Raw genomic sequence first — 23,665 nt, forward strand, 5'->3', positions numbered from 1 at the left:
CCGGACGAGGTCCGCGCGGAGGGCGTGCCGGAGGACCTGGTCGCGCACAAGACGTTCCGGGGCGACCACCCGACGACCACGATCCTGGCGCGGGAGCTGACCCCGTCCGTGCTCGGCCAGCTCATCGCCCTCTACGAGCACAAGGTGTTCGTCCAGGGCGCCGTATGGAACATCGACTCCTTCGACCAGTGGGGCGTCGAGCTCGGCAAGGTGCTCGCCAAGCGCGTCGAACCCGCGCTCACCGAGGGCGCCGAGGTGCCGGGGCTGGACGCGTCCAGCAGGGCACTGGTCGCCACGTACCGCCGGCTGCGCGGGCGCGGGTGACAGCGGCCGGGCGGGCACGGCCGGCACCGGCGCCGCGGCGCCGGTGAGCGTACGGCGCGCCTGCTTCCGGTTCCCGTAGACTCCCGGGCGATCACCACGACGGTCGCCCGGGGGAGTGCAACGTGAGCCGAACGCAGGGGAGTTGGACCGGCGGCACGCTGACCGCCGGGTCGTTCCTGAAGCCCCACGGCGTGGCGCGTGCGGTGTTCCATCCGACGTGGATACCGGAGGCACTCGACCCCACTGTGGAGCGCCTCAAGCGGGTGCGGGTGATCGCCGGAGCGGTCGCGGCCCTCGGCGTCTACACCTACGTTCAGGGCGGCTTTGCTGTCGACGAGATGCTGGACAACGCGGCGACCGCCTCCGCGGTGCTGTTCTTCCTCACGCCCCTGACCGTCGGCGTGATGCTCTTCGTCTGGCGGCGTACCGGCTCGGTGGGGCAACTGCGGGTGCCGCTGGTCAACTCGCTGAAACTGCTGCTGCTGTTCGTCGGCTCGGTCCTGCTGACGCTGCTGCTGTTCAAGCTGGGCGACGCGTTCGGGGTCCTCGCGAAGCTGCTGCTGACCCTCGCCGGGCTGTGGACGGCTCTCTTCGTCATGGCGGGGGCGGTCCGGCTCACCGGCAACTTCTTCGGCACCGCCGCCGTGCACCGCTGCCTGCCGCCGCTGCTGGCGACCGTGACGACCTGGCTGATGGCCGTCCCGGACCTCCTCACCGGCAACCTGCACGGCATGAGCCTCACCCTGGGCGTCGTCTTCGTCCTGGGCGCCCCCGTGACGGTCACGGCCATCTCCCTGCTGGAGCTGCGCCGGCTGCGGCAGCGGTACGGCATCCGGCTGACGGCCCACCCGGCGACCCTGCCGCCGCTGCCCCCACGACCGCCGCACGCGCCCGGCGGCCCGACGCCGGGCTGGGGCAGCCCGTACGCCACGGGCCACCCGCGGAGCCCCTACGCGCCGGGCCCGCGCAACCCGTACACCCCCGGCCGACCGCACGACCCGCGGCGTCCGCACGGCGGTTGACCACACGACCCGCGGCGTTCGCACGGCGGTTGACCACACGATACGTGCGCCGCACGACCCGCGGCGTCCGCACGGCGGTTGACCAGCGGCTGACCGGCGCGGCGGGCCGCACCGGGGCCTCGCTCAGGCCACCGCGGCGAGCGTGTCCGCCAGCCGTCGCCGGGCCGCGCGGGAGGCCGGCACCGCGGCGAGCGCGACCGCGCCCAGCACGGCGCCGGTACCGAACAGCACCAGCAGCATCAGCGAGGGCACCTGCGCGACACCGGCGCCGATGCCGCTCGACCGGCCCTGCCGGTCGATCAGCCAGTGCGCCAGCGGCGCGCCGAGGAGCGTACCGGCGACTACGGCGGCCAGGGCGGTGCAGCCCGTCGCCGTCACGGTGACGGCGGTGATCTGACGCGGGGACAGACCGATCGCCTTGAGCGCCAGCAGGTCGCGCTCACCCTCCCGCACGGTGCCGCCGATCGCGGTCAGCAGCTCGATCAGGCCGATCAGGGCCAGCACGGCGACCAGCCCGACGACGACCCCGCGCAGCGCCGACAGACCGTCGGCCGGGTTGGTCACGGCGTGCACGTCCAGGTGCCCGTGCCCGGCGGCGGTGAGGCGGCCGGCGACCTCGCGCGGGTCGGCGCCGGGGCGCAGCCGTACCTGGTACAGGGAGGGGGCGAGACGGGGGTCGTTCTCGCGGAGGGTGTCGAGCGAGGTGGAGATGACCCGGCCGGCGTTCTCCGGTTCGATGCTGCGGCCGACGATGTGCAGGATCTGCGGCCGGTCGCCCACGGTCATCCGCACCCAGTCGCCGACGTGGACGTCCAGCAGGTCGAGCAGCCCCTGCCCGGCCACCGCCTCGTCGTCGCCGCGCGCGGCGCGGCCCTCGGCCAGGGCGAACGGGTACGGCTCCCGGCGGGTGCCGAGGCCGCGCAGGGCGATCGTCGCGGTCTGGCCCGGGACCAGGGCGGCCACCTCCACGCCCGGGTAGGCGGCGGCGACCTGTGGATCGCGGTCCAGCAGGGCGCGGGCGTCCCGGTCCCGGAGCCCCGCGTCCGCGTGGACGGTGAGCGCGGCGGCGAGGCCGATCCGCTCCGGGCTGCCGTGGATGCGGTCGATCGTGGTCCACGCGCTCATCGCCACCACGATCAGCAGCAGCGGCAGCGCGAGGCGGGCCACCGTCGCCAGCGAGCGCGGACGGCGCGTGAACGCCTTGTGCCAGCCCAGGACCAGCGCCGGCGGCAGCCGCAGCCCGAGCGCCCGGCGGGCCGGGCCCGACAGCCGTCCGCCCGCCGCGGCGGGCCGGGGCACCGGGACCGGCGGCACCCGCCCCGCCCGCCACGCCGCGAGCCCGGTGGTCGCGCCGATGAACAGCACCGCCCCCGCCGGCACCGCGAACAGCAGGGCGGTGTGCCCCGGCAGCCCCTGCCACACGCCCACCGCGTCCCCGAGCCGCCCCGGGACACGGCTGCCCAGCGCCTGGGTGAGGGTGGCCGCGGCCGCCGCGCCGAGGAGGGCGTAGGCGACGTGCTGGAGCAGGAAGACACGGACCACCTGGCCCGGAGTGAAGCCGATCGCCTTGAGCACCGAGATGTCCCGCAGGTGGCCGTGGATGCGGGTGGCGATCGCCCCGTGCACGGCGAGCCCGGCGGCGACCAGCGCGCCCAGACCGAACAGCGCCAGCACCTGTCCCAGCAGCCGGCTGTCGCCCTGCGCCTCGGCGCGTGCCTGCTGCCAGGTGGACACCTCGCCGATGGCGCCGGCGCCGAGGACGGTGACGGCGCGCTGGACGGCGTAGTCCGTGTCGCCGGGGTCGGTCAGGCGCAGCCCGATGACCTGGCCGGTCGGGGCGCGTACGGCGGAGGGCGGCGCCCAGACGAGGCCGGGCTGCTCACCCGGCCGGTAGCGCGGCTCGGCGCTGTCGGCCACCCCCAGCACGGTCAGCGTCCGCGCGGTGCCGGGCAGGGTGAGGGTGTCCCCGGGGCCGGCCAGCAGGGCACGGGCGAGGCGGGTCTCCAGGACCACGCCGTCGGGCTGGGCGGGCCGCAGCCAGCGGCCGGAGACGAGCAGGGGGCGCCCGACGGCGGGGCGTGCCGGGGTGGCGCGCAGTTCGACGGAGGCGCGGGCGCCGCGCGAGGCGAGGGTGGCGGACTCGGTGGTGTACGGGCCGGCGACGGACTCGACGCCGTCCAGGCGGGCCAGTTCGCGCAGCGCGGCGGACTTGTCGGTGTGGATCCACACGTGCGCGCCGCGCGCCTGCGTGAAGACGCGCTGCCAGGGGTTGGTGGCGTACCCGAACAGGGCCGTGGCCAGCAGCAGGGACGTCACGATCCCGGCGGTGGCGAGGACGAGGAACAGCGCCTCGCCGCGGTGCGTGCGCAGATCGGAGTGCGCCCAGCGCAGTGTGGCTCGCACGCGGTCTCAGCCCCCTTGCCGGTCGTCGTCGGCCCGCATGTCAGTCCCTGAGCTCCAGCACGCCGGAGATGCCGGTGCCGCGGGCGGGTGTCCCGTCCAGTTCGGCGTCGTCGGCTATCCGCCCGTCGAAGAAACTGATCACGCGGTCCGCGGCGCTCGCCAGCCGGGCGTCGTGGGTGACCAGCACGATCGTCTGGCCGCGCTGGTGGAAGCGGGACAGCAGCCGCATCACCTCGCGGGTGCCCTTGCTGTCCAGGCTGCCGGCGGGCTCGTCGGCGAGCAGCAGCGGCGGACGGTTGACGAGCGCCCGGGCCAGCGCGACCCGCTGCTGCTCGCCGCCGGACAGCTCGCCCGGCATGCTGCGCTCCTTGCCGGCGAGTCCCAGTTCGGCCAGCAGTTCCTCCCGCGCGGCGCGTGCCTGCTTCGGCGGGACGCCGGCCAGCAGGGCCGGCAGTTCCACGTTGTCGGCGACCGACAGGCCGGAGACCAGGTTGAAGAACTGGAAGACGATCCCGATGCGCCTTCGGCGCTCCACGGCCCAGCGCGCCTCGCTGTAGGCGTCCGTGCACTCGCCGTCCAGCCAGATGCTGCCGCTGTCCGGGCGCTGCAGTCCGCCGAGCAGGTGCAGCAGCGTGGACTTGCCCGCACCGGACGGCCCGGTGACCGCGACGAACTCGCCCCGGCGCACGCACAGGTCGACCCCGCGCACCGCGTGCGCGGGCGCGCCCTCGCCGTGATGCGTCTTCACCAGGCCCTCGGCGCGCAGCACGGGAGCGGGACCGTCGTTCATTCCAGCTCCTCCAGCTCCTCCTGGCACCGCTCCAGCCAGTCGAGGTCGGCCTGCAGGTGCAGCATCGCGCCCTCGATCAGCAGGTGGGCGATGCGGTTGTCCCGGTCTTCCGCGGCGGCCAGTTTCGACAGCCGGCGCATGGTGTTCAGGTACTGGCGCCGCTGCTTGTTGATCAGGGCGACCTGATCGGCGAGTCCGGTCCGCGGGGCGAGCGCCAGCTTCATGAAGAACTCGTCCCGCACCCGCGGCTCGTCCTCGGGCTCCTCGAACCAGGCGCGCAGCGCTTCCCGCCCGGTGTCGGTGAGGTGGTAGACCTTCTTGTTGGGCCGACTCGACTGCTCGACGTCCTCGCCCTCGATCAGTCCCTGCTTCTCGAGGCGGCCGAGGGTGACGTAGATCTGGCCGACGTTCGGCTGAGGGTACGCGGAGCCCAGCATCTGCTCAAGGTCCTGCTTGAGCTCGTAACCATGGGCCGGACCACGCGCCAGGAGTGCCAGGAGGTGCAGGCGCACGTGTGCTGTCCTCCCGTCCTGGTGAATGTGGGCCAGGCTCTAGTATCGCGCATACCTAACAGGTATACATGGCCTCTGACTGCGGGCGAGGGCGGCCGGAGCCGGGTGTGCAAGGAGGAACCTATGCGGTGGGCGCGTGCCGCGGGTAGGGGACTCCTCGTTCTCGTCGTGGTCGTGGCCGGTTACGTCGCCGCGGGCGCGCGGGCCGGCGAGGAGAGCGCGGGCCGCGGGCCCCTGACGTTCGCCACCGCCGGGGACCTCACCGGGTATCTCGGCCCCCTGCTGGAGGGCTGGAACCGCACCCACCCCGGCGAGAAGGTCACGCTCGTCGAGCTTCCGGACTCCGCCGACGAGACGCACGCGCAGATGGCCACCGACCTGCGCGGCGGCGGCCGCAGCCGGTTCGACGTCCTCAACATCGACGTCAACTGGACCTCGGAGTTCGCGGCCGCCGGCTGGATCCGCCCGCTGCCGCGCGACCGCTTCCCGCTGAAGACCTTCCTGCGGCCGGTCGAGGACACGGCGACCTACCACGGGCAGCTGTACGCCGTCCCGTACGTCACCAACGCCGGCCTGCTGCTGTACCGCAAGGACGTCCTCGCCGCGGAGGGCGTCCCGCCGCCGCGCACCTGGGCCGAGCTGGAGCACGACGCGAAGACCATCGCGCCGCGGCACGGCCTCGACGGATACGCGGGCCAGTTCCTGCCCTACGAGGGGCTCACCGTCAACGCGGCCGAGGCCGTCTACTCGGCGGGCGGCACCATCCTCGGCGACGAGGGCGCACGCGTCACGGTGGACTCGGCGGCGGCCCGCGAGGGGATCGGGTTCCTGGCCCGCGGTGTCCGCGAGGGCTGGATACCGAAAGAGGCGCTGACGTACAAGGAGGAGGAGTCCAAGCAGGCGTTCCAGGACGGCCGGCTGCTCTTCCTGCGCAACTGGCCCTACGCGTACGTCGTCGCGTCGGCCGCGGGCTCGCGGGTCGCCGGGAAGGTCGGCGCCGTGCCGCTGCCCGGGCCGGACGGGCCGGGGGCAGGCGTCCTCGGCGGCTCCAACCTCGCCGTCAGCACGCATGCCCGCCATCCCGACTCGGCCGCCCGGCTGATCGCGTACCTCACCAGCGAGCCCGTCCAGCGCCAGGTCCTCACCCGCGGCGCCCTGCCGCCAGTGCGCGCCGCGCTGTACGAGGACCCCGGACTGGTGCGGCGGTTCCCGTACCTGCCGACCCTGCGGGAGAGCGTGCTCGCCGCCAGGTCCCGTCCCAAGAGCCCGCGCTACGACCAGGTGAGCCTGGTGGTCCAGGCCGTCGTGCACGACGCGATGACCGGGCACATGACGCCCCAGGCCGCGGTGCGACGGCTGGCGCGCGAACTCGCCGCCATCCCGAGTCGCTAGTTACTTGTTAGGTATCGAACGCGTCTTTCTTGTGGCCTTTCTGGTCTGATTTATCAGCATATTCGGGGCGACTTCTTCGGTAGTTTACGACTGCTCGTTGACATCCCTGCGACATCGCTACCTAACATGCATGCATAACGACTACCCCCGCAGAGACAGGCCAATGGGTTGAACAGGCATCGCTGGTGGCGTGACGCAGTGATCTACCAGGTGTACGTCCGCAGCTTCCTGGACAGCACCGGCGACGGCGTCGGCGACCTGGCCGGCGTCCGGGCCGGACTGCCGTACCTGAAGAAGCTCGGTGTCGACGGGATCTGGCTGAGCCCCTTCTATCCCTCCCCGCAGCACGACCACGGCTACGACGTGGCCGACTACTGCGACGTCGACCCGGTCTACGGCGACCTCGCCGAGTTCGACCGGCTGATGGCGGCCGCCCGGCGGCTCGGCGTCAAGGTGCTGCTGGACATCGTCCCCAACCACTGCTCCAGCGAGCACCCCTGGTTCCGCGAGGCGCTCGCCTCGCCGCCCGGCAGCCAGGCCCGCGCACGGTTCCACTTCGCCGACGGCCGCGGCTCGGACGGCGCCGAGCCGCCCAACAACTGGCACGCCATGTTCGGCGGCCCGGCCTGGACCCGGGTGACCGAGGCGGACGGCCGCCCCGGGCAGTGGTACCTGCACATGTTCACGCCCGAGCAGCCCGACTGGAACTGGCGCCACCCCCACGTCCCCGCCGAGTTCGACCGCGTTCTGCGGTTCTGGCTGGACCGGGGCGTCGACGGCTTCCGCATCGACGTGGCCGCCGGCCTCTTCAAGCACCCCGAGCTGCCCGACTCCCCCGACCCCGAGGCCGACGCCCGCACCCGCGACTCGGTCAACCCGCTCGCCTGGAACCAGCCCGAGGTGCACGGCGTGTGGCGCCGCTGGCGGTCACTGTGCGAGGAGTACACGGCACGGGACGGCAGCGAGCGGCTGCTGGTCGGCGAGGTCTCCGTGCCGACCGCGCGCGAACACGCGCGGTACGTCCGCCCGGACGAGCTCCACCAGGCCTTCTTCTTCGACCTGCTCAGCGCCCCCTGGGACGCCGACGCCTTCCGCAAGGTCATCGCCGAGGCCATGCAGGACATCGCCGGCACCGGCTCCACGGTCACCTGGGTCCTCAACAACCACGACCAGGTCCGCACCGTCACCCGCTACGGCGAACCCACCCCGCAGGGCAGCGGCCTCGGCGCCGCCCGCGCCCGCGCCGCCGCGCTGCTGATGCTGGCGCTGCCCGGCGCCGCGTACGTCTACCAGGGCGAGGAGCTGGGCCTGCCGGAGGTCGTCGACCTGCCGGACGACGTGCTCACCGACCCGATCTTCCGTCGCACCGGCAGCCGCGCCCGGGTACGCGACGGCTGCCGGGTGCCGCTGCCGTGGTCCGGGCAGGCATCGCCGTTCGGCTTCACCTCCGGCGCCGAGGGCGCACGGCCCTGGCTGCCGCAGCCGGAGTACTTCGCCGAGTACGCCACCGACCGCGCCCTCGCCGACACCCGCTCCTTCTGGCACCTGTACCGCGACGGCCTCCACCTGCGTTCACGGCTGCCGCAGTTGGGCGAGGGCACGCTGCGCTGGCTGGACAGCCCGCCCGGCGTCCTCGCCTTCGGCCGCGGCGACGGCCTCGTCTGCGCCGTCAACTTCGGCACCGCGCCCACCCCGGCGCCGGTCCCCGGCACCCCCCTGCTGTCCAGCAGCCCCTGTCCGGCCGGCGTGCTGTCCGGCTCGACAGCGGCCTGGTGGCTCGGCGACCTCTGACCCACCGTCACCACTCCACCCACGAAGGAACATCGATGACGATGCGACGACGTACCACCCTGCTCACCAGCTGCACCGCCCTCGCCCTGGCGCTCGGCGCGACCGCCTGCGGAGGCGGCGGACCGGTCTCGGCGGGCGGCGGGGACAAGGCGCTCAGCGGCCAGACGGTCACCGTGGCCGGCGTCTGGTCCGGCAACGAGCAGAAGAACTTCCAGAAGGTGCTGGACGCGTTCAGCGAGAAGACCGGCGCCAACACCCAGTTCGTGTCCACCGGGGACAACGTCTCCACCGTCGTCGGCAGCAAGATCGAGGGCGGCAACGCCCCGGACGTGGTGATGGTCCCGCAGGTCGGCGTGGTCCAGCAGTTCGCGAAGAAGGGCTGGCTCAGGCCCCTGTCCGCCACCACCGAGAAGGCGGTCGACGCGGGCTACGCCCCGATCTGGAAGAAGTACGGCAGCGTCGACGGCCGCCTGTACGGCCTGTACTTCAAGGCCGCCCACAAGTCGACGGTCTGGTACAGCCCCGACGCCCTCGCCCAGGCCGGCGTCGAGCCGCCGACCACCTTCGAAGGGATGCTCAAGGCCGGGCACACCGTCTCCGACTCGGGTCTCGCCGCCTTCTCGGTCGCCGGGCAGGACGGCTGGACCCTCACCGACTGGTTCGAGAACGTCTACCTCTCCCAGGCCGGACCGGAGAAGTACGACGCCCTCGCCGCGCACGAGCTGAAGTGGACCGACCCCTCGGTCGTCGAGGCGCTCGGTACGCTCGGCAAGCTGTTCAAGGACAAGCAGCTGGTGGCGGGCGGGCAGAAGGAGGCCCTCAACACCGACTTCCCCGGCTCGGTGGAGAAGGTCTTCGGCCCCGAGCCCGACGCCGGCATGGTCTACGAGGGCGACTTCGTCGCCGGCGTGGCCAAGGACCAGTTCGGCAAGGCGATCGGCGAGGACGCCGACTTCTTCCCCTTCCCGGCCGTCGGCGGCGGCAAGGCCCCGGTGGTCAGCGGCGGCGACGCGGCCGTCGTCCTGAAGGACGGCAAGAACGCCGACGCCGGCATGAAGCTCCTGGAGTACCTGGCCACCCCCGAGGCCGCGGCCGTGTGGGCGAAGGCGGGCGGCTTCCTCTCCCCGAACCGGAAGCTCGACCTCGCCGAGTACGGCGACGACGTCACGCGCGCCACCGCCAAGTCCCTGGTCGCGGCCGGTGACTCGGTCCGCTTCGACATGTCCGACCAGGCGCCCGCCGCCTTCGGCGGCACCAAGGGCGCCGGCGAGTGGAAGCTGCTGCAGGACTTCCTGCGCGACCCGTCGGACCCGAAGGGGACCGCGGCGAAGCTGGAAGCCGCGGCGGCCAAGGCCTACCGGGACTGACCCGCCATGACCGCGACCCTGGTGAAAGAGACCGCGAGTCCGCGGCCGCCCGCCGCCCGCGCCGAGCGCGTCCGGCGCGCACGGCGGCGGGCCCGCGCCGTCGCCCTGCTGTTCGCCTTCCCGGCGCTGCTCCTGCTGGGCGCGCTCGTCGTCTACCCCGTGCTGTTCTCGGTCGGCCGCAGCTTCTTCGACGCCTCCGGCACCCGCTTCGTCGGCGGCGAGAACTACACCGAGATGTTCCGCGACCCGGCGACCCTCAAAGCCGTACGGAACACGGCCGTCTGGGTCGTCGTGGCCCCGGCCCTGCTGACCGGCCTCGGCCTGATCCTCGCGGTGCTGGTGGAGAAGGTCCGCTGGGCCACCGCCTTCAAGCTGCTGCTGTTCATGCCGATGGCCGTGTCCTTCCTCGCCGCCGGCATCATCTTCCGCCTCGCCTACGACGAGGACCCGGACAAGGGAGTGCTGAACGCGGCCGTGGTCTCCGTGCACGACGCCTTCACCGGCACGTCGTCCTACCCGACGGCGCGGGCGCGTGACGGCCAGGGGCTGACGAAGGAGGCGGACGGCTCCTACCGGACGAGCGCGAGCGTCTCGCCGGGGGACACGGTGGCGCTCGGCCTCGTCGGGGTGCGCCCCGACGACGTCCCCGGCGGGGCGCGGCCCGCGTACCCGGCGGCCGGGCGCGAGGCAGCACCCGGCGACGTGCGCGGGGTCGTCTACCTGGACTTCACGCCCGGCGGGGGAGGGGAACAGGGCAAGGTCGACCGGCGCGAGAGCGGGCTGCCGGGGATGCGGGTCGACGCGGTGCGCGACGGCAGGACGGTCGCGTCGACGACCACCGCCTCCGACGGATCCTTCCGCTTCGCGGGCCTGGACGGGGGCCCGTACGCCGTGCGGCTGCCCGCCGCCAACTTCGCGCCACCCTACGACGGAGTCTCCTGGCTCGGCCCGGCGCTCGTCACACCGGCGATCATCGGAGCGTACCTGTGGATCTGGACCGGGTTCGCGATGGTGCTGATCGGCGCGGGCCTCGCGACGCTGCCGAGGGACGCGCTGGAGGCGGCCCGGATGGACGGCGCGAACGAGTGGCAGATCTTCTGGCGCATCACGGTGCCGCTGCTGGCGCCCGTGCTGACGGTCGTCTTCGTGACCCTCGTCATCAACGTGCTGAAGGTCTTCGACCTCGTCTACGTCATCGCGCCCGGGCCGGTGCAGGAGGACGCGACCGTGCTCGCCACCCAGATGTGGCTGGTGTCCTTCGGCGGCGGCAACGACCAGGGGCTCGGCAGCGCGCTGGGCGTCCTGCTGCTGCTCCTGGTGATCCCCGCCATGGTCTTCAACGTCCGCCGCTTCCGAAGGAGCCAGCGATGAACGCCCTGCGGCGCTCTGTGAGCAACGGTCTCGTGCAGGCCTTCCTGGTGCTGATCGGCCTGGTCTGGCTGACCCCGCTGGCCGGCCTTTTCCTCTCCTCCCTGCGCTCGGCCCGGGACACCGCGAAGGGCGGCTGGTGGACGGCCCTGGCGAGTCCCGGTGAGCTGTCCTTCGACAACTACACGGCGCTGCTGAAGAACGCGGGGATCACCCAGGCGTTCTGGAACACCGTGCTGATCTCGGTACCGACGACGGTGCTCGTCGTCGGCATCGCGGCCCTCGCCGGATACGCCTTCGCCTGGCTGGACTTCCCGCTGCGGGATCCGCTCTTCCTGCTGGTGGTGGCCCTGTTGGTGGTGCCGGTGCAGATCGGACTGCTGCCGGTCGCCAAACTCTTCGGCGAGCTGGGCCTGTTCGGCACGATCCCGGGAGTCGTCCTCTTCCACGTGGCCTACGGGCTGCCGTTCGCGGTGTTCCTGCTGCGCAACTACTTCGCCGAGATGCCGAGGGAGATGCTGGAGGCGGCTCGGATGGACGGCGGCGGCGAATGGCGCATCTTCACCCGTCTGGTGCTGCCCGTGGGCCGGCCGGCACTCGCGAGCCTGGCCATCTTCCAGTTCCTGTGGGTGTGGAACGACATGCTGGTGGCGCTGTTGTTCGCGGACAGCTCCTCGCAGCCGCTGACCGTGGAACTCCAGTCCCAGATACGGCAGTTCGGCAGCAACATCGACGTCCTGGCGCCAGGCGCGTTCGTGTCCCTGGTGGTCCCGGTGGTGGTGTTCTTCGCCTTCCAGCGGCACTTCGTGCAGGGCGTGATGGCCGGGTCGGTGAAATGAGACGGGGTGCGGCGAGGACGTCCTCACCGCACCCCGTCCGGGTACGTCCGTGTCCGCTGGTACGTCCGCGCTCAGGCCAGCGCCGGCGGGTACAGCGACCGCGGCAGCTGGGAGGCCGCCGCGGCGTCCAGCAGCCACAGGGTGCGGGCACGGCCGCGGGCGCCCGCCGCCGGGGCCTGGATCTCGCCCGCGCCGGACAGGGCGATCGCCGCGGCCTCCGCCTTGTCCTCGCCCGCCGCGAGCAGCCACACCTCGCGGGCGGACCGGATCGCCGGGAGCGTCAGCGTCACCCGGGTCGGCGGCGGCTTCGGCGCGCCGTGGACGCCGACCACCGTGCGCTCCGTCTCCCGTACCGCGGGCAGTTCGGGGAACAGCGAGGCCACGTGCGTGTCCGGGCCGACGCCCAGCATCAGTACGTCGAAGGCGGGCACCGGCGCGTGGTTCTCGGGGCCCGCCGCCCGGGCCAGCTCCTCGGCGTACGCGGCCGCGGCGGCGTCCACGTCGGTGCCGTACGGGCCGTCCGAGGCCGGCATGGCGTGCACCCGCTTCGGGTCCAGCGGCACCGCGTCCAGCAGGGCCTCGCGGGCCTGCGTGACGTTGCGCTCCGGATCGCCCTCCGGCAGGAAGCGCTCGTCCCCCCACCACAGGTCCAGCCGGCTCCAGTCGACGGCGTCCCGGGCGGGCTCGGCCGCCAGGGCGGCCAGCAGTCCGTTGCCGTTGCGGCCGCCGGTCAGGACCACGGACGCGTAGCCCCGGGAGGCCTGCGCGTCGACGATCTTCGTGACCAGGCGGGCCGCGGCGGCCTGCGCCATCAGTTCCTTGTCGCGGTGCACGACCAGCTGCGGGGCGCTCACTTCACCGCCGCCCTGGTCACCGGTGCCTGCGCCGCCGCTTCCTGCGCGGGACCTTTCGCGGCGTCCTCGACGGGGGGCTCGACGGCGACCGGTTCTCCTTTGGCCGGCCGGCCGGCACCGGAGCCGGCGGCGGCCGGGTCCCCGGCGTCCTTGGCGCCCTCGGCGTCCTTGGCGTCCCCGGCGTCGGAGCGCCCGGCATCCGTGACCGGCGCTCCAGGGGCGAACGCCGCCGTCGCGGCCGCCACCGCGTTCAGCCGCTCCACCCCGTATCGCAGCGCCGACGCGTAGGTGTCGTCCGGGTCGAGCCGGCGCAGCTCCTCCGCGATCAGCTCGGCCGTGTCGCGGCGCTTCAGCGCCACCGCACGGTCGGGCTGGCCCTGTATGGACAGCGTCGCGAGCGAGCCGTCGGCACGGTCCAGGACGATCGGACCGCAGTCGGTGGACATGCGGACCGCCGTCAGCCCCGGCCCGCTCGACAGCGAGCGCCGGACCGGGACGTCCAGCCGGTCCGCGAGCCACATCGCCAGCAGCTCGCAGCTCGGGTTGAACTCCTCGCCCTCCACCTCGACCGCCTTCACCTCGCAGGTGACCTGGTCCAGGGCCGCCGCCAGCATCGAACGCCACGGCGTGATGCGGGTCCACGACAGGTCCGTGTCGCCGGGGGTGTAGGTGTCGGCGCGGGCGGCCAGCTCGCGCACCGGCTGCTCCGCGGCGTAGGTGTCCGTCACCCGGCGCTGGGCCAGCGCGCCCAGCGGGTCGCTCGCCGGGTCGAGCGGCGCGTTCACCGGCCACCACACCACCACCGGGGCATCCGGCAGCAGCAGCGGCAGCACCACCGACTGGGCGTGGTCGACGACCTCGCCGTACAGCCGCAGGATGACCGTCTCGCCGGTGCCCGCGTCCGCGCCCACCCGCACCTCGGCGTCCAGCCGGGACGACGTGCGGTCGCGGGGCGTGCGCGAGACGCGCTTGATGACCACCAGGGTGCGCGAGGGGTGCTCGTGCGAGGCGTCGCCGGCCGCCTTCAGGGCGTCGTAGGCGTTCTCCTCGTCCGTGACGATGACCAGCGTGAGCACCATGCCGACGGCGGGTGTGCCGATGGCCCGGCGGCCCTGCACCAGCGCCTTGTTGATCTTGCTGGCCGTGGTGTCCGTGAGGTCTGTCTTCATGGCCGGCGCCAGCTCCGTCCCTCTCGTGCGAGCATTTCGTCCGCCTCGACGGGCCCCCACGTCCCCGACGGGTACTGGGCCGGCTTGCCGTGCGTGTCCCAGTACCGCTCGATCGGGTCGAGGATCTTCCAGGACAGCTCGACCTCCTCGGTGCGCGGGAAGAGGTTCGAGTCGCCCAGCAGCACGTCCAGGATCAGCCGCTCGTACGCCTCCGGGCTCGACTCGGTGAACGACTCGCCGTAGGCGAAGTCCATCGACACGTCCCGGATCTCCATCGACGTGCCCGGCACCTTCGAGCCGAAGCGGACGGTGACGCCCTCGTCCGGCTGGACCCGGATGACGATCGCGTTCTGGCCCAGCTCCTCCGTCGCCGTGGTGTCGAACGGGGAGTGCGGCGCCCGCTGGAAGACCACCGCGATCTCGGTGACCCGGCGGCCCAGCCGCTTGCCGGTGCGCAGATAGAAGGGGACGCCCGCCCAGCGGCGGTTGTCGATGTTCAGCCGCAGGGCCGCGTAGGTGTCGGTCTTCGACTGCGGGTCGATGCCCTCCTCCTGGAGGTATCCGACCGCCTTCTCACCACCCTGCCAGCCGGCCGCGTACTGCCCGCGCACGGTGTCGCGGCCCAGGTCCTTCGGCAGCCGCACCGCACCGAGCACCTTGGTCTTCTCCGCGGCCAGCGCGTCCGCGTCGAAGGAGGCGGGTTCCTCCATGGCCGTCAGCGCCATCAGCTGCAGCAGGTGGTTCTGGATGACGTCACGGGCCGCGCCGATGCCGTCGTAGTAGCCGGCCCGGCCGCCGATGCCGATGTCCTCGGCCATGGTGATCTGCACGTGGTCGACGAAGGACCGGTTCCAGATCGGCTCGAACATGGTGTTGGCGAAGCGCAGCGCCAGGATGTTCTGGACGGTCTCCTTGCCCAGGTAGTGGTCGATGCGGAACACCTGGTCGGGCGCGAAGACCTCGTGCACGACCTGGTTGAGCTCCTTGGCGGACTCCAGGTCGTGGCCGAAGGGCTTCTCGATGACCGCCCGCCGCCACGAACCGTTCTCCTGGTCGGCCAGGCCGTGCTTCTTCAGCTGCTGGATGACCACCGGGAACGACCGCGGCGGCACCGACAGGTAGAACGCGAAGTTGCCGCCCGTGCCCTGCGCCTTGTCGAGCTCGTCGATGGTGGCGCGCAGCCGCTCGAACGCGTCGTCGTCGTCGAAGGTGCCCTGGACGAAGCGCATCCCCTGGATGAGCTGCTGCCAGACCTCCTCGCGGAACGGCGTCCGCGCGTGCTCCTTGACGGCGTCGTGGACCTCCTGCGCGAAGTCCTCGTGCTGCCACTCCCGGCGCGCGAAGCCGACCAGCGAGAAGCCGGGCGGCAGCAGACCCCGGTTGGCGAGGTCGTACACGGCGGGCATGAGCTTCTTCCGCGACAGATCGCCCGTGACGCCGAAGATGACCAGACCCGACGGCCCCGCGATGCGCGGGAGCCGTCGGTCTGCGGGGTCACGAAGCGGGTTCGCTCCGTGTACAGGTGTCAAGATCTCAGCCCTCCGCGGGGGCGAGGCGCTCCAGCTCCGCCTCGGTGGACTTGAGCAGGTCGTTCCAGGACGCCTCGAACTTCTCGACGCCCTCGTCCTCCAGGACCTGGACCACGTCGTCGTACGAGATGCCGAGCTTCTCCACCGCGTCGAGGTCGGCGCGGGCCTGCTCGTAGGTGCCGGCGACGGTGTCGCCGGTGATCTCGCCGTGGTCCTCGGTGGCCAGCAGCGTGGCCTCCGGCATGGTGTTCACCGTGTTCGGCGCCACCAGGTCGACGACGTACAGGGTGTCCTTGTACGCCGGGTCCTTCACGCCCGTCGACGCCCACAGCGGACGCTGCTTGTGGGCGCCCGCGTTCTCCAGCGGCTGCCAGCGGTCGGAGGCGAAGACCTCCTCGTACGCCTGGTAGGCCAGCCGCGCGTTGGCGAGGGCCGCCCGGCCGCGCAGCGCCTTGGCCTCGTCGGTGCCCAGGGCGTCGAGCCGCTTGTCGATCTCGGTGTCCACGCGGGAGACGAAGAAGGACGCCACGGACCGGATCTTCGACAGGTCCAGGCCGCGCTCCCTGGCCTTCTCCAGGCCCGCCAGGTAGGCGTCCATGACCTTGCGGTACCGCTCCAGCGAGAAGATCAGCGTGACGTTGACGCTGATGCCGAGGCCGATGACCTCGGTGATCGCCGGCAGGCCCGCCTCGGTGGCCGGGATCTTGATGAGGGTGTTGGGCCGGTCCACCAGCCAGGCCAGCTGCTTGGCCTCGGCGATGGTCGCCCTGGTGTCGTGCGCCAGGCGCGGGTCGACCTCGATGGAGACCCGGCCGTCCTGGCCGTCGGTGGCGTCGAAGACCGGCCGCAGGATGTCGGCGGCGTCCCGGACGTCCGCCGTGGTGATCATGCGGATGGCCTCTTCGACGGTGACCTTGCGGGCGGCGAGGTCCGACAGCTGCTGGTCGTAGCCGTCGCCCTCGGAGATCGCCTTCTGGAAGATCGTCGGATTGGTGGTGACGCCCACGACGTGCTGCTGGTCGATCAACTCGGCGAGGTTGCCGGACGTGATCCGCTTGCGCGACAGGTCGTCCAGCCAGATCGCCACGCCTTCCTCGGAGAGGCGCTTGAGTGCGTCTGTCATGGAATACATCTCCTACGTGTCGTATGTGGGCGTCAGCGCTGGGCGGCGGCGAGGGATTCCCGCGCCTGGGCAGTCACGTTCTCGGCGGTGAAGCCGAACTCGCGGAAGAGGACCTTGCCGTCGGCGGAAGCACCGAAGTGCTCCAGGGAAACGATGCGACCGGCATCCCCGACGTACTTGTGCCAGGTGAGGCCGATGCCCGCCTCCACCGCGACACGCGCCTTCACGTGCGGCGGCAGAACGCTGTCCCGGTACCCCTGGTCCTGCTCCTCGAACCACTCCACGGACGGCATGGAAACGACCCGCGTCGGCACCCCGTCGGCCTGCAGCCGCTCGCGCGCCTCGACGGCGACGTGCACCTCGGAACCGGTGGCGATCAGGATGACCTGCGGCTCGCCCCCGTCGGCCTCGAACATCACGTAGCCGCCGCGGGCCGCGTTCTCGTTCGGCTCGTACGTCGGCACGCCCTGGCGGGTCAGCGCGAGGCCGTGCGGGGCGCCCTTGCCGAACTCCTTGGTGTGGCGCTTGAGGATCTCGCGCCAGGCGATGGCGGTCTCGTTGGCGTCCGCCGGGCGGACCACGTTCAGGCCGGGGATCGCGCGCAGCGACGCCAGGTGCTCGACGGGCTGGTGGGTGGGGCCGTCCTCGCCGAGGCCGATGGAGTCGTGCGTCCACACGTACGTCACCGGCAGGTGCATCAGCGCCGACAGCCGCACCGCGTTGCGCATGTAGTCGGAGAAGACGAGGAAGGTGCCGCCGTAGATCCGCGTGTTGCCGTGCAGCGCGATGCCGTTCATCTCCGCGGCCATGGCGTGCTCGCGGATGCCGAAGTGGATCGTGCGGCCGTACGGGTCGGCCTCCGGCAGCGGGTTGTCCGCCGGCAGGAACGACGACGTCTTGTCGATGGTGGTGTTGTTGGAGCCGGCCAGGTCGGCGGAGCCGCCCCACAGCTCGGGGATCACCGCGCCCAGCGCCTGCAGCACCTTGCCGGACGCGGCACGCGTGGCGACGCCCTTGCCCGTCTCGAAGACCGGGAGCTTCTCCTCCCAGCCCGCGGGCAGCTCGCCCGCCTGGACGCGGTCGAACTCGGCGGCGCGCTCGGGGTTGTGCTCACGCCACAGCTGGAACGACTTCTCCCACTCGGCCTTCGCCGCACGGCCCCGCTCCAGGGCCTGGCGGGTGTGCTTGAGGACCTCGTCGGAGACCTCGAAGCTCTGCTCCGGGTCGAAGCCGAGGACCCGCTTGGTGGCGGCGACCTCGTCCTCGCCGAGCGCCGAGCCGTGCGCGGCCTCGGTGTTCTGGGCGTTCGGGGCCGGCCAGGCGATGATCGAGCGCATCGCGATGAAGGACGGCCGGTCCGTGACCGCCTTGGCCTGCTGGATCGCGGCGTGAATGGCGGCCGGGTCGAGGTCGCCGTTCTCCTGCGGCTCGACGCGCTGCACGTGCCAGCCGTACGACTCGTACCGCTTGACGGTGTCCTCGGAGACGGCCGTCTCGGTGTCGCCCTCGATCGAGATGTGGTTGTCGTCCCACAGCAGGATCAGGTTGCCGAGCTTCTGGTGGCCGGCCAGCGAGGACGCCTCCGCGGAGATGCCCTCCTGCAGGCAGCCGTCGCCGGCGATGCAGTAGACGTAGTGGTCGAAGGGGGACTCGCCCTGCGGGGTCTCCGGGTCGAACAGGCCGCGCTCGTAGCGGGCGGCCATCGCCATGCCCACCGCGTTGGCGACGCCCTGGCCCAGCGGGCCGGTCGTCGTCTCCACACCCTTGGTGTGCCCGTACTCCGGGTGACCCGGGGTCTTCGAGCCCCAGGTGCGGAACGACTTCAGGTCGTCCAGCTCCAGACCGAAGCCGGCCAGGAACAGCTGGGTGTAGAGGGTCAGGGACGAGTGGCCCGCGGACAGCACGAAGCGGTCGCGCGCGACCCAGTCCGGGTCGGCCGGGTCGTGCCGCATCACCTTCTGGAAGAGGGTGTAGGCGGCAGGCGCCAGGCTCATCGCCGTACCCGGATGGCCGTTGCCGACCTTCTGTACGGCATCGGCGGCCAGGACACGGGCGGTGTCGACGGCCCGCTGGTCCAACTCGGTCCACTCGAGGTCTGTGGTGGTCGGCTTGGTGCTCACCCTGGGTCAGGGCTCCTCTCCACATGTCACGCATGTCGATAGCCGGTGCATCGGGCGCCGGCCGTTGTCGAGCCTACCCCCGTAGGTACGTGCGTCTTTTCGAGTTGCTCCAGACTGCCGGGAGTCCATGGCCTCCGTCTCCCAGCCGCGCCGTGGCGCGTTCGGCAACTGAATACGCGGCCGCTCGTCCGTGCGCTCAAAACGGCGGGGTTCCGCTCGTGCGGGCGCGCCGCCGGACACGACCCGACCCCCGCGGATGTCCGGGTCTGGGCAACGTCTACAGTGGCGTGGTACGCGCGAGCCTTTACCTGTGGTTCACATGGTGAGGGCTCGCTGGGATGTCTCTGTCAGGGGTGTGCGTGACGGCCGTCGAATCCCGTCCAGCGGGGGTGGTGCTCGATGCCAGCCAGAAGTCGAGCCGCCGGCCGTTCGGGGCCCGTGTCAAGGCGTTCGTGGCGCTGACCAAGCCGCGGATCATCGAGCTCCTGCTCATCACCACCGTTCCGGTGATGTTCCTCGCCCAGCAGGGCGTTCCGGACCTGACGCTGGTCCTGCTCACCTGCGTCGGCGGCTACCTCTCCGCGGGCGGCGCCAACGCGCTGAACATGTACATCGACCGCGACATCGACGCGCTGATGGACCGCACCTCTCAGCGCCCGCTGGTCACCGGCATGGTCAGCCCGCGCGAGTGCCTGGCCTTCGGCATCACGCTGGCCGTCGTCTCGACGCTGATGTTCGGGTTCGCCGTCAACTGGCTGTCGGCCTGGCTGTCACTCGGAGCGCTCCTCTTCTACGTCGTCGTCTACACGATGCTGCTCAAGCGGCGTACCGCGCAGAACATCGTGTGGGGCGGCATCGCGGGCTGCATGCCGGTGCTGATCGGCTGGTCGGCCGTGACGGACTCGCTCTCCTGGGCGCCGGTCGTCCTCTTCCTGGTGATCTTCTTCTGGACGCCGCCGCACTACTGGCCGCTGTCCATGAAGGTCAAGGAGGACTACGCGCGCGTGGGCGTGCCGATGCTGCCGGTCATCGCCTCCAACAAGGTGGTGGCCAGGCAGATCGTGATCTACAGCTGGGTGATGGTGGCCGTCTCGCTCCTGCTGACGCCGCTCGGCTACACCGGCTGGTTCTACACGGCCGTGGCCCTCGCCGCGGGCGGCTGGTGGCTCTGGGAGGCGCACGCGCTGCAGAACCGGGCCAAGGCCGAGGTGACGGGCGCGAAGCTGAAGGAGATGCGCCTGTTCCACTGGTCGATCACGTACGTGTCGCTGCTGTTCGTGGCCGTGGCGATCGACCCCTTCCTGCGCTGACGTACGTCACGCCGACGTACGTCACAGTGCCCTGCCCTCGCCAGTCGATCTACCGGTGAGTAGCATCCTGGCCATGGCAGACACGCAGCAGGTTGACGCGAAGGCCGAGCAGAAGGCAGCCCGGCTCGCCAAGCAGATCGACGCCTTCTCCAAGGCCCACGGCGGCGCCGAGGCCCAGGTGGCCTACATCGGCGAGCGCGGCGCCCGGATCGTCCTGGTCGGCGAGGACGGCGGCTGGGGCGACCTGGTGGCCCCGACGTACGGGATCGCCGAGAAGGCGGTGGAGAAGGCGGGCGTCACCGTCCACGAGGCCTTCGACGGCGAGTTCGCGGCGAAGGTGCGCACGGGCGAGTACGAGTGGAAGAGGATGGCCGGCATCCAGCTCGGCGGCTGAACGACCCTGCGGAGAAGACCGCGCGGAGAGGGCCGCGCGGAGAGGGCCGCGCGGAGAGGGCCGCACGGAGAATGCCGGGGGAACCGGACCGCGACTGAGCCCGGTTCACCCGTCGGGCCCGGCGAGGCAGCGTCTGACGGGGAGACCGGCTGAACGCTGCCGCCCTGGTCCGCACCGGCGCCCGCGCCGCGACCGTCCGCGCCGAGGTCCTGGAACCGGCGCGCCCTTCGGAACGATCCTCTTCTCCGGCGACGCCAGCGGCCTGCCCGAGCTGCACGCGGTGGCCGCCCGGCTGTTCCGGGAGTCGCTCGCCCGGGTGCCGGACGCCCGGGTGCCGGGCGGCCGGGCGGCCGAGGGCACCTGGTGCCGGGCCGACGCCGGCCGGGTGGCGGGCCTGCTCGCCGCCGGAAACGCCCACCGGGTGTCCGGCCCGGACTGATCCGGGGACGGGCGGTCCGCGGCGCCGGCAGGGTTACGCGGAGGTGCCGGCCTTCAGCTCGGCCGACGGTCCCGGCAGGTCGGCCGTGACGTCGGGGCGTTCGCGCAGGGCCAGCAGGACCCTGAGGACGCCGATCCACATCAGGCACGAACCGAGCATGTGCAGGGCGACCAGCACCTCGGGAAGCTTCGTGAAGTACTGGACGTAGCCGATGACGCCCTGCAGCAGGAGTACGACGAACAGCTCGCGGGTGCGGTCCAGCGGGCCCTTGGGGGCGTCGACCGCCTTCAGGACGAACCACAGGGCGAACGTCAGCGTCACCACGATCCAGGCCAGCACGGCGTGCAGCTTGCTGACCGTCTCCCAGTCCAGCGGCATGCGCTCCACCTCGCTGGAGTCGCCCGCGTGCGGACCGGACCCGGTCACCACCGTGCCGACCGCGATCAGCACGACCGACGCGGCGACCAGGAACCACACCAGCTGCTGCACGGCCGGGCCGACCAGCGGCCGGGGCGCGCCGTCTCCCTCGCGGGTGCGCTGCCACATCACCGTGGCGACCGCGATCAGGGCCGTGGAGAGCAGGAAGTGGGCCGCCACCGTGTACGGGTTCAGGCCGACCAGGACCACGATGCCGCCGAGGACCGCGTTGCCCATCACCAGCCAGAACTGCGCCCAGCCCAGCCGGGTGAGGCTGCGCCGGAACGGCTTCGCGGCGCGCGCCGCGGCGATCGCCCAGCCGACCGCCGCGCACAGCACGTACGTCAGCAGCCGGTTGCCGAACTCGATGGCGCCGTGCAGGCCCATCGCACTGGTGGTGGTGAGCGAGTCGGCCGTGCACTTGGGCCAGGTCGGGCAGCCGAGCCCGGAACCGGTCAGCCGCACCGCACCGCCGGTGACCACGATGACCACCGACATCACGAGCGCGGAGAGAGCCGCCCGCTGGACCGTCCGGGGAGCCGGGGTCCAGCGTTCGGCGACGAAGGCGAGCGGGTTGCGCGCGGCGGCCTGGGCGTCGGCGCGGGAGAGGTTTGGCACGCGCCCCATGGTAGGCCGCCGCTTGTGCACGCTTTCACGAGGGTCCACGGTGCGCCTACTCCCAGCGGAAGAACGTCCCCGCGGCCGCGAGGCCCACGACCGCCCACCCGGCCAGGATCCCCAGGTCGGCCCAGGGCATGCCGGCCCCGTGCTGCAGCACGTCCCGCAGGCCGTCCGACAGCGCGGAGACGGGCAGCAGGCCGAGCACGTCCTGGGCGCCCGGGGGGAACTTGTCCAGCGGCACGATCACCCCGCCGCCCACCAGCAGCAGCAGGAACACCAGGTTGGCGGCGCCCAGGGTGGCCTCGGCCTTCAGGGTGCCCGCCATCAGCAGCCCGAGCCCCGAGAAGGCGGCCGTCCCCAGCACCAGCAGGAGCAGCACGGCGGCCGGGTTGCCGTGCGGCGACCAGCCCAGCGCGAAGGCGATCACCGTCAGCAGGATCACCTGGAGGATCTCCGTGACCAGCACCGACGCCGTCTTCGCCGTCATCAGGCCCCAGCGCGGCAGCGGCGAGGAGGCCAGCCGCTTCAGGACGCCGTAGCGGCGCTCGAAGCCCGTCGCGATCGCCTGGCCGGTGAACGCCGTCGACATCACCGCCAGCGCGAGGATGCCGGGGGTGAGGAAGTCGACGGCCTCGCCCGCACCGGTGTCGACGATGTCCACCGAGCTGAACAGCACCAGCAGCAGTGTGGGGATGACGACGGTGAGCAGCAGCTGCTCGCCGTTGCGCAGCAGCATCTTCGTCTCGAGCACGGCCTGCGCCGCGATCATGCGGGGGAGCGGGGCGGCGCCGGGCATCGGCGTGTACGTACCCACAGTCACGAGCGCAGCTCCTTGCCGGTCAGCTCCAGGAAGACGTCTTCGAGGGTGTGCCGCTCCACCGAGATCTTCTCCGGCATCACCCCGTGCTGGGCGCACCACGAGGTCACGGTCGCGAGCAGCTGCGGGTCGACCTTGCCGACGACCCGGTACGAGCCCGGCGTCAGCTCGTCCGCCGAGCAGTCCGCGGGCAGCGCCTTCAGCAGGGAGCCGACGTCCAGGCCCGGGCGGCCGGTGAAGCGCAGCGTGTTCTCCGCGCCGCCGCGGCACAGCTCCTCCGGGGAGCCCTGCGCGACGACCCGGCCGGCGTCGATGATCGCCACGTCGTCGGCGAGCTGCTCGGCCTCGTCCATGTAGTGCGTGGTGAGGATCACCGAGACGCCGTCCGCGCGCAGGTCGCGCACCAGGTCCCAGGTGGCGCGGCGGGCCTGCGGGTCCAGGCCGGCGGTCGGCTCGTCCAGGAACACCAGCTCCGGGCGGCCCACCACGGCCATCGCCAGCGCCAGCCGCTGCTGCTGCCCGCCGGACAGGCGCCGGTAGGCCGTGCGGCCGCAGGAGCCGAGTCCGAGCCGTTCGATCAGCGCGTCCACGTCCAGCGGGTGCGCGTGCAGCCGGGCGACGTGGCGCAGCATCTCGTCCGCCCGCGCGCCCGAGTAGACGCCGCCGGACTGCAGCATCACACCGATCCGCGGGTGCAGCTCCCGGGCCTGCCGCACCGGGTCGAGGCCGAGGACGCGCACCGTGCCGGAGTCCGGCCTGCGGTAGCCCTCGCAGGTCTCGACCGTCGTCGTCTTGCCCGCTCCGTTGGGGCCGAGCACGGCGGTCACGCCCGCGCGGGCCACCAGGTCGAGACCGTCCACGGCGGTCTTCGTGCCGTACCGCTTCACCAGGGCCCGGACCTCGATGAGCGGGTGCGACGCGAGGCGTCTCCCCGATGGGTCGTGGCCGGGAGACGGATGGGCGGGCTCACTTCGCATGGGTCCAGAGTCTAGGTTCGCCGCCGGTGCCCCCGACGGGCGGGTGCGGGATCGGATCCGCCCGGCCGGCCGCGTCCGCCCGGCCGG

General features: G+C 72.3%; 19 protein-coding genes and 2 pseudogenes. 10 read left to right on the forward strand and 11 right to left on the reverse strand.

From position 1 onward, the window contains the following. Together AB0G63_RS35465 and AB0G63_RS35470 are read left to right on the forward strand one after the other, a co-directional pair. Positions 1 to 324: pseudogene (locus tag AB0G63_RS35465) on the forward strand (glucose-6-phosphate isomerase); the annotation flags it as partial. 122 nt (positions 325 to 446) lie between these two features. Continuing rightward, the gene (locus AB0G63_RS35470) at positions 447 to 1,346 is read left to right on the forward strand and encodes a hypothetical protein (RefSeq protein WP_360758931.1); all 900 of its coding nucleotides are present in this window, start codon (positions 447 to 449) and stop codon (positions 1,344 to 1,346) included. A 123-nt stretch (positions 1,347 to 1,469) separates the two neighbouring features. On the opposite strand, the gene AB0G63_RS35475 is transcribed toward AB0G63_RS35470, so the two are convergent. Genes AB0G63_RS35475 through AB0G63_RS35485 form a run of 3 tightly spaced genes read right to left on the reverse strand, consistent with a single transcriptional unit; the run spans position 1,470 to position 5,051 of the window. Continuing rightward, the gene (locus AB0G63_RS35475) at positions 1,470 to 3,749 is read right to left on the reverse strand and encodes an FtsX-like permease family protein (protein WP_360758933.1); all 2,280 of its coding nucleotides are present in this window, start codon (positions 3,747 to 3,749) and stop codon (positions 1,470 to 1,472) included. A 40-nt stretch (positions 3,750 to 3,789) separates the two neighbouring features. Then, entirely contained in the window at positions 3,790 to 4,539 is a 750-nt protein-coding gene (locus AB0G63_RS35480) for an ABC transporter ATP-binding protein (protein ID WP_360758935.1), read from the reverse strand. Then, positions 4,536 to 5,051 (reverse strand): PadR family transcriptional regulator, encoded by a 516-nt coding sequence (locus AB0G63_RS35485; RefSeq protein ID WP_360758937.1) that lies wholly within the window; start codon positions 5,049 to 5,051, stop codon positions 4,536 to 4,538. The genes AB0G63_RS35480 and AB0G63_RS35485 overlap by 4 nt, the downstream gene beginning before the upstream one ends. A 123-nt stretch (positions 5,052 to 5,174) precedes the next feature. On the opposite strand from AB0G63_RS35485, the gene AB0G63_RS35490 reads away from it, so the two are divergent. The 5 genes from AB0G63_RS35490 to AB0G63_RS35510 all read left to right on the forward strand — a co-directional run bounded on the left by AB0G63_RS35490 (position 5,175) and on the right by AB0G63_RS35510 (position 11,808). After that, complete coding sequence (locus tag AB0G63_RS35490; RefSeq protein WP_360758940.1) at positions 5,175 to 6,443, forward strand: ABC transporter substrate-binding protein; 1,269 nt, start codon at positions 5,175 to 5,177, stop codon at positions 6,441 to 6,443. Between the two features lie 168 nt (positions 6,444 to 6,611). After that, the gene (locus AB0G63_RS35495) at positions 6,612 to 8,234 is read left to right on the forward strand and encodes a glycoside hydrolase family 13 protein (RefSeq protein WP_360758942.1); all 1,623 of its coding nucleotides are present in this window, start codon (positions 6,612 to 6,614) and stop codon (positions 8,232 to 8,234) included. Positions 8,235 to 8,269: 35 nt separating this feature from the next. After that, a complete protein-coding gene (locus tag AB0G63_RS35500; RefSeq protein ID WP_360758944.1) occupies positions 8,270 to 9,601 on the forward strand; it encodes an ABC transporter substrate-binding protein in 1,332 nt (443 codons plus the stop codon). A gap of 6 nt (positions 9,602 to 9,607) precedes the next feature. Next, positions 9,608 to 10,972 carry an ABC transporter permease subunit gene (locus tag AB0G63_RS35505; protein WP_360758946.1) on the forward strand — a complete coding sequence of 455 codons (1,365 nt, stop codon included), beginning with the start codon at positions 9,608 to 9,610 and terminating at the stop codon, positions 10,970 to 10,972. Next, entirely contained in the window at positions 10,969 to 11,808 is an 840-nt protein-coding gene (locus tag AB0G63_RS35510; RefSeq protein ID WP_360758948.1) for a carbohydrate ABC transporter permease, read from the forward strand. Before AB0G63_RS35505 ends, AB0G63_RS35510 begins: the two co-directional genes overlap by 4 nt. Positions 11,809 to 11,879: 71 nt before the next feature. Here AB0G63_RS35510 and pgl read toward each other — a convergent pair whose 3' ends face one another. Genes pgl through tkt form a run of 5 tightly spaced genes read right to left on the reverse strand, consistent with a single transcriptional unit; the run spans position 11,880 to position 18,603 of the window. Next, positions 11,880 to 12,662 (reverse strand): 6-phosphogluconolactonase, encoded by a 783-nt coding sequence (pgl, locus tag AB0G63_RS35515; RefSeq protein ID WP_360758950.1) that lies wholly within the window; start codon positions 12,660 to 12,662, stop codon positions 11,880 to 11,882. Then, complete coding sequence (gene opcA, locus AB0G63_RS35520) at positions 12,659 to 13,831, reverse strand: glucose-6-phosphate dehydrogenase assembly protein OpcA (protein WP_360758952.1); 1,173 nt, start codon at positions 13,829 to 13,831, stop codon at positions 12,659 to 12,661. Before opcA ends, pgl begins: the two co-directional genes overlap by 4 nt. After that, the gene (gene zwf, locus AB0G63_RS35525) at positions 13,828 to 15,360 is read right to left on the reverse strand and encodes a glucose-6-phosphate dehydrogenase (RefSeq protein WP_360758954.1); all 1,533 of its coding nucleotides are present in this window, start codon (positions 15,358 to 15,360) and stop codon (positions 13,828 to 13,830) included. Before zwf ends, opcA begins: the two co-directional genes overlap by 4 nt. 4 nt (positions 15,361 to 15,364) lie before the next feature. Further along, positions 15,365 to 16,483: a transaldolase gene (tal, locus tag AB0G63_RS35530; RefSeq protein ID WP_360758956.1), complete on the reverse strand. Its 1,119-nt coding sequence runs from the start codon at positions 16,481 to 16,483 to the stop codon at positions 15,365 to 15,367. A gap of 32 nt (positions 16,484 to 16,515) precedes the next feature. Next, positions 16,516 to 18,603 (reverse strand): transketolase, encoded by a 2,088-nt coding sequence (gene tkt / locus AB0G63_RS35535; protein WP_360758958.1) that lies wholly within the window; start codon positions 18,601 to 18,603, stop codon positions 16,516 to 16,518. Positions 18,604 to 18,941: 338 nt separating this feature from the next. Between tkt and AB0G63_RS35540 the strand changes: the two genes are divergently transcribed. The 3 genes and pseudogenes from AB0G63_RS35540 to AB0G63_RS35550 form a co-directional block, all read left to right on the forward strand. Continuing rightward, on the forward strand, positions 18,942 to 19,913 hold the full coding sequence (locus AB0G63_RS35540) for a heme o synthase (protein ID WP_360758960.1): 972 nt from the start codon (positions 18,942 to 18,944) through the stop codon (positions 19,911 to 19,913). A 73-nt stretch (positions 19,914 to 19,986) separates the two neighbouring features. After that, positions 19,987 to 20,307, forward strand: coding sequence for a hypothetical protein (locus tag AB0G63_RS35545; RefSeq protein ID WP_360758962.1), 321 nt, complete (start codon positions 19,987 to 19,989; stop codon positions 20,305 to 20,307). A 158-nt stretch (positions 20,308 to 20,465) separates the two neighbouring features. Beyond that, positions 20,466 to 20,746: pseudogene (locus AB0G63_RS35550) on the forward strand (amidohydrolase); the annotation flags it as partial. A 33-nt stretch (positions 20,747 to 20,779) separates the two neighbouring features. On the opposite strand, the gene AB0G63_RS35555 reads toward AB0G63_RS35550, so the two are convergent. From AB0G63_RS35555 to AB0G63_RS35565, 3 genes are read right to left on the reverse strand one after another with little or no spacing between them, the layout of a single operon-like run. Continuing rightward, a complete protein-coding gene (locus AB0G63_RS35555; RefSeq protein WP_360758964.1) occupies positions 20,780 to 21,790 on the reverse strand; it encodes a COX15/CtaA family protein in 1,011 nt (336 codons plus the stop codon). A gap of 46 nt (positions 21,791 to 21,836) precedes the next feature. Then, positions 21,837 to 22,580: an ABC transporter permease gene (locus AB0G63_RS35560; RefSeq protein WP_360758982.1), complete on the reverse strand. Its 744-nt coding sequence runs from the start codon at positions 22,578 to 22,580 to the stop codon at positions 21,837 to 21,839. 20 nt (positions 22,581 to 22,600) lie between these two features. Further along, positions 22,601 to 23,578 (reverse strand): ABC transporter ATP-binding protein, encoded by a 978-nt coding sequence (locus tag AB0G63_RS35565; protein WP_360758966.1) that lies wholly within the window; start codon positions 23,576 to 23,578, stop codon positions 22,601 to 22,603. Positions 23,579 to 23,665: the final 87 nt, after the last annotated feature.

Source organism: Streptomyces sp. NPDC020996, from assembly GCF_040641355.1.
Classification (GTDB): Bacteria; Actinomycetota; Actinomycetes; order Streptomycetales; family Streptomycetaceae; genus Streptomyces.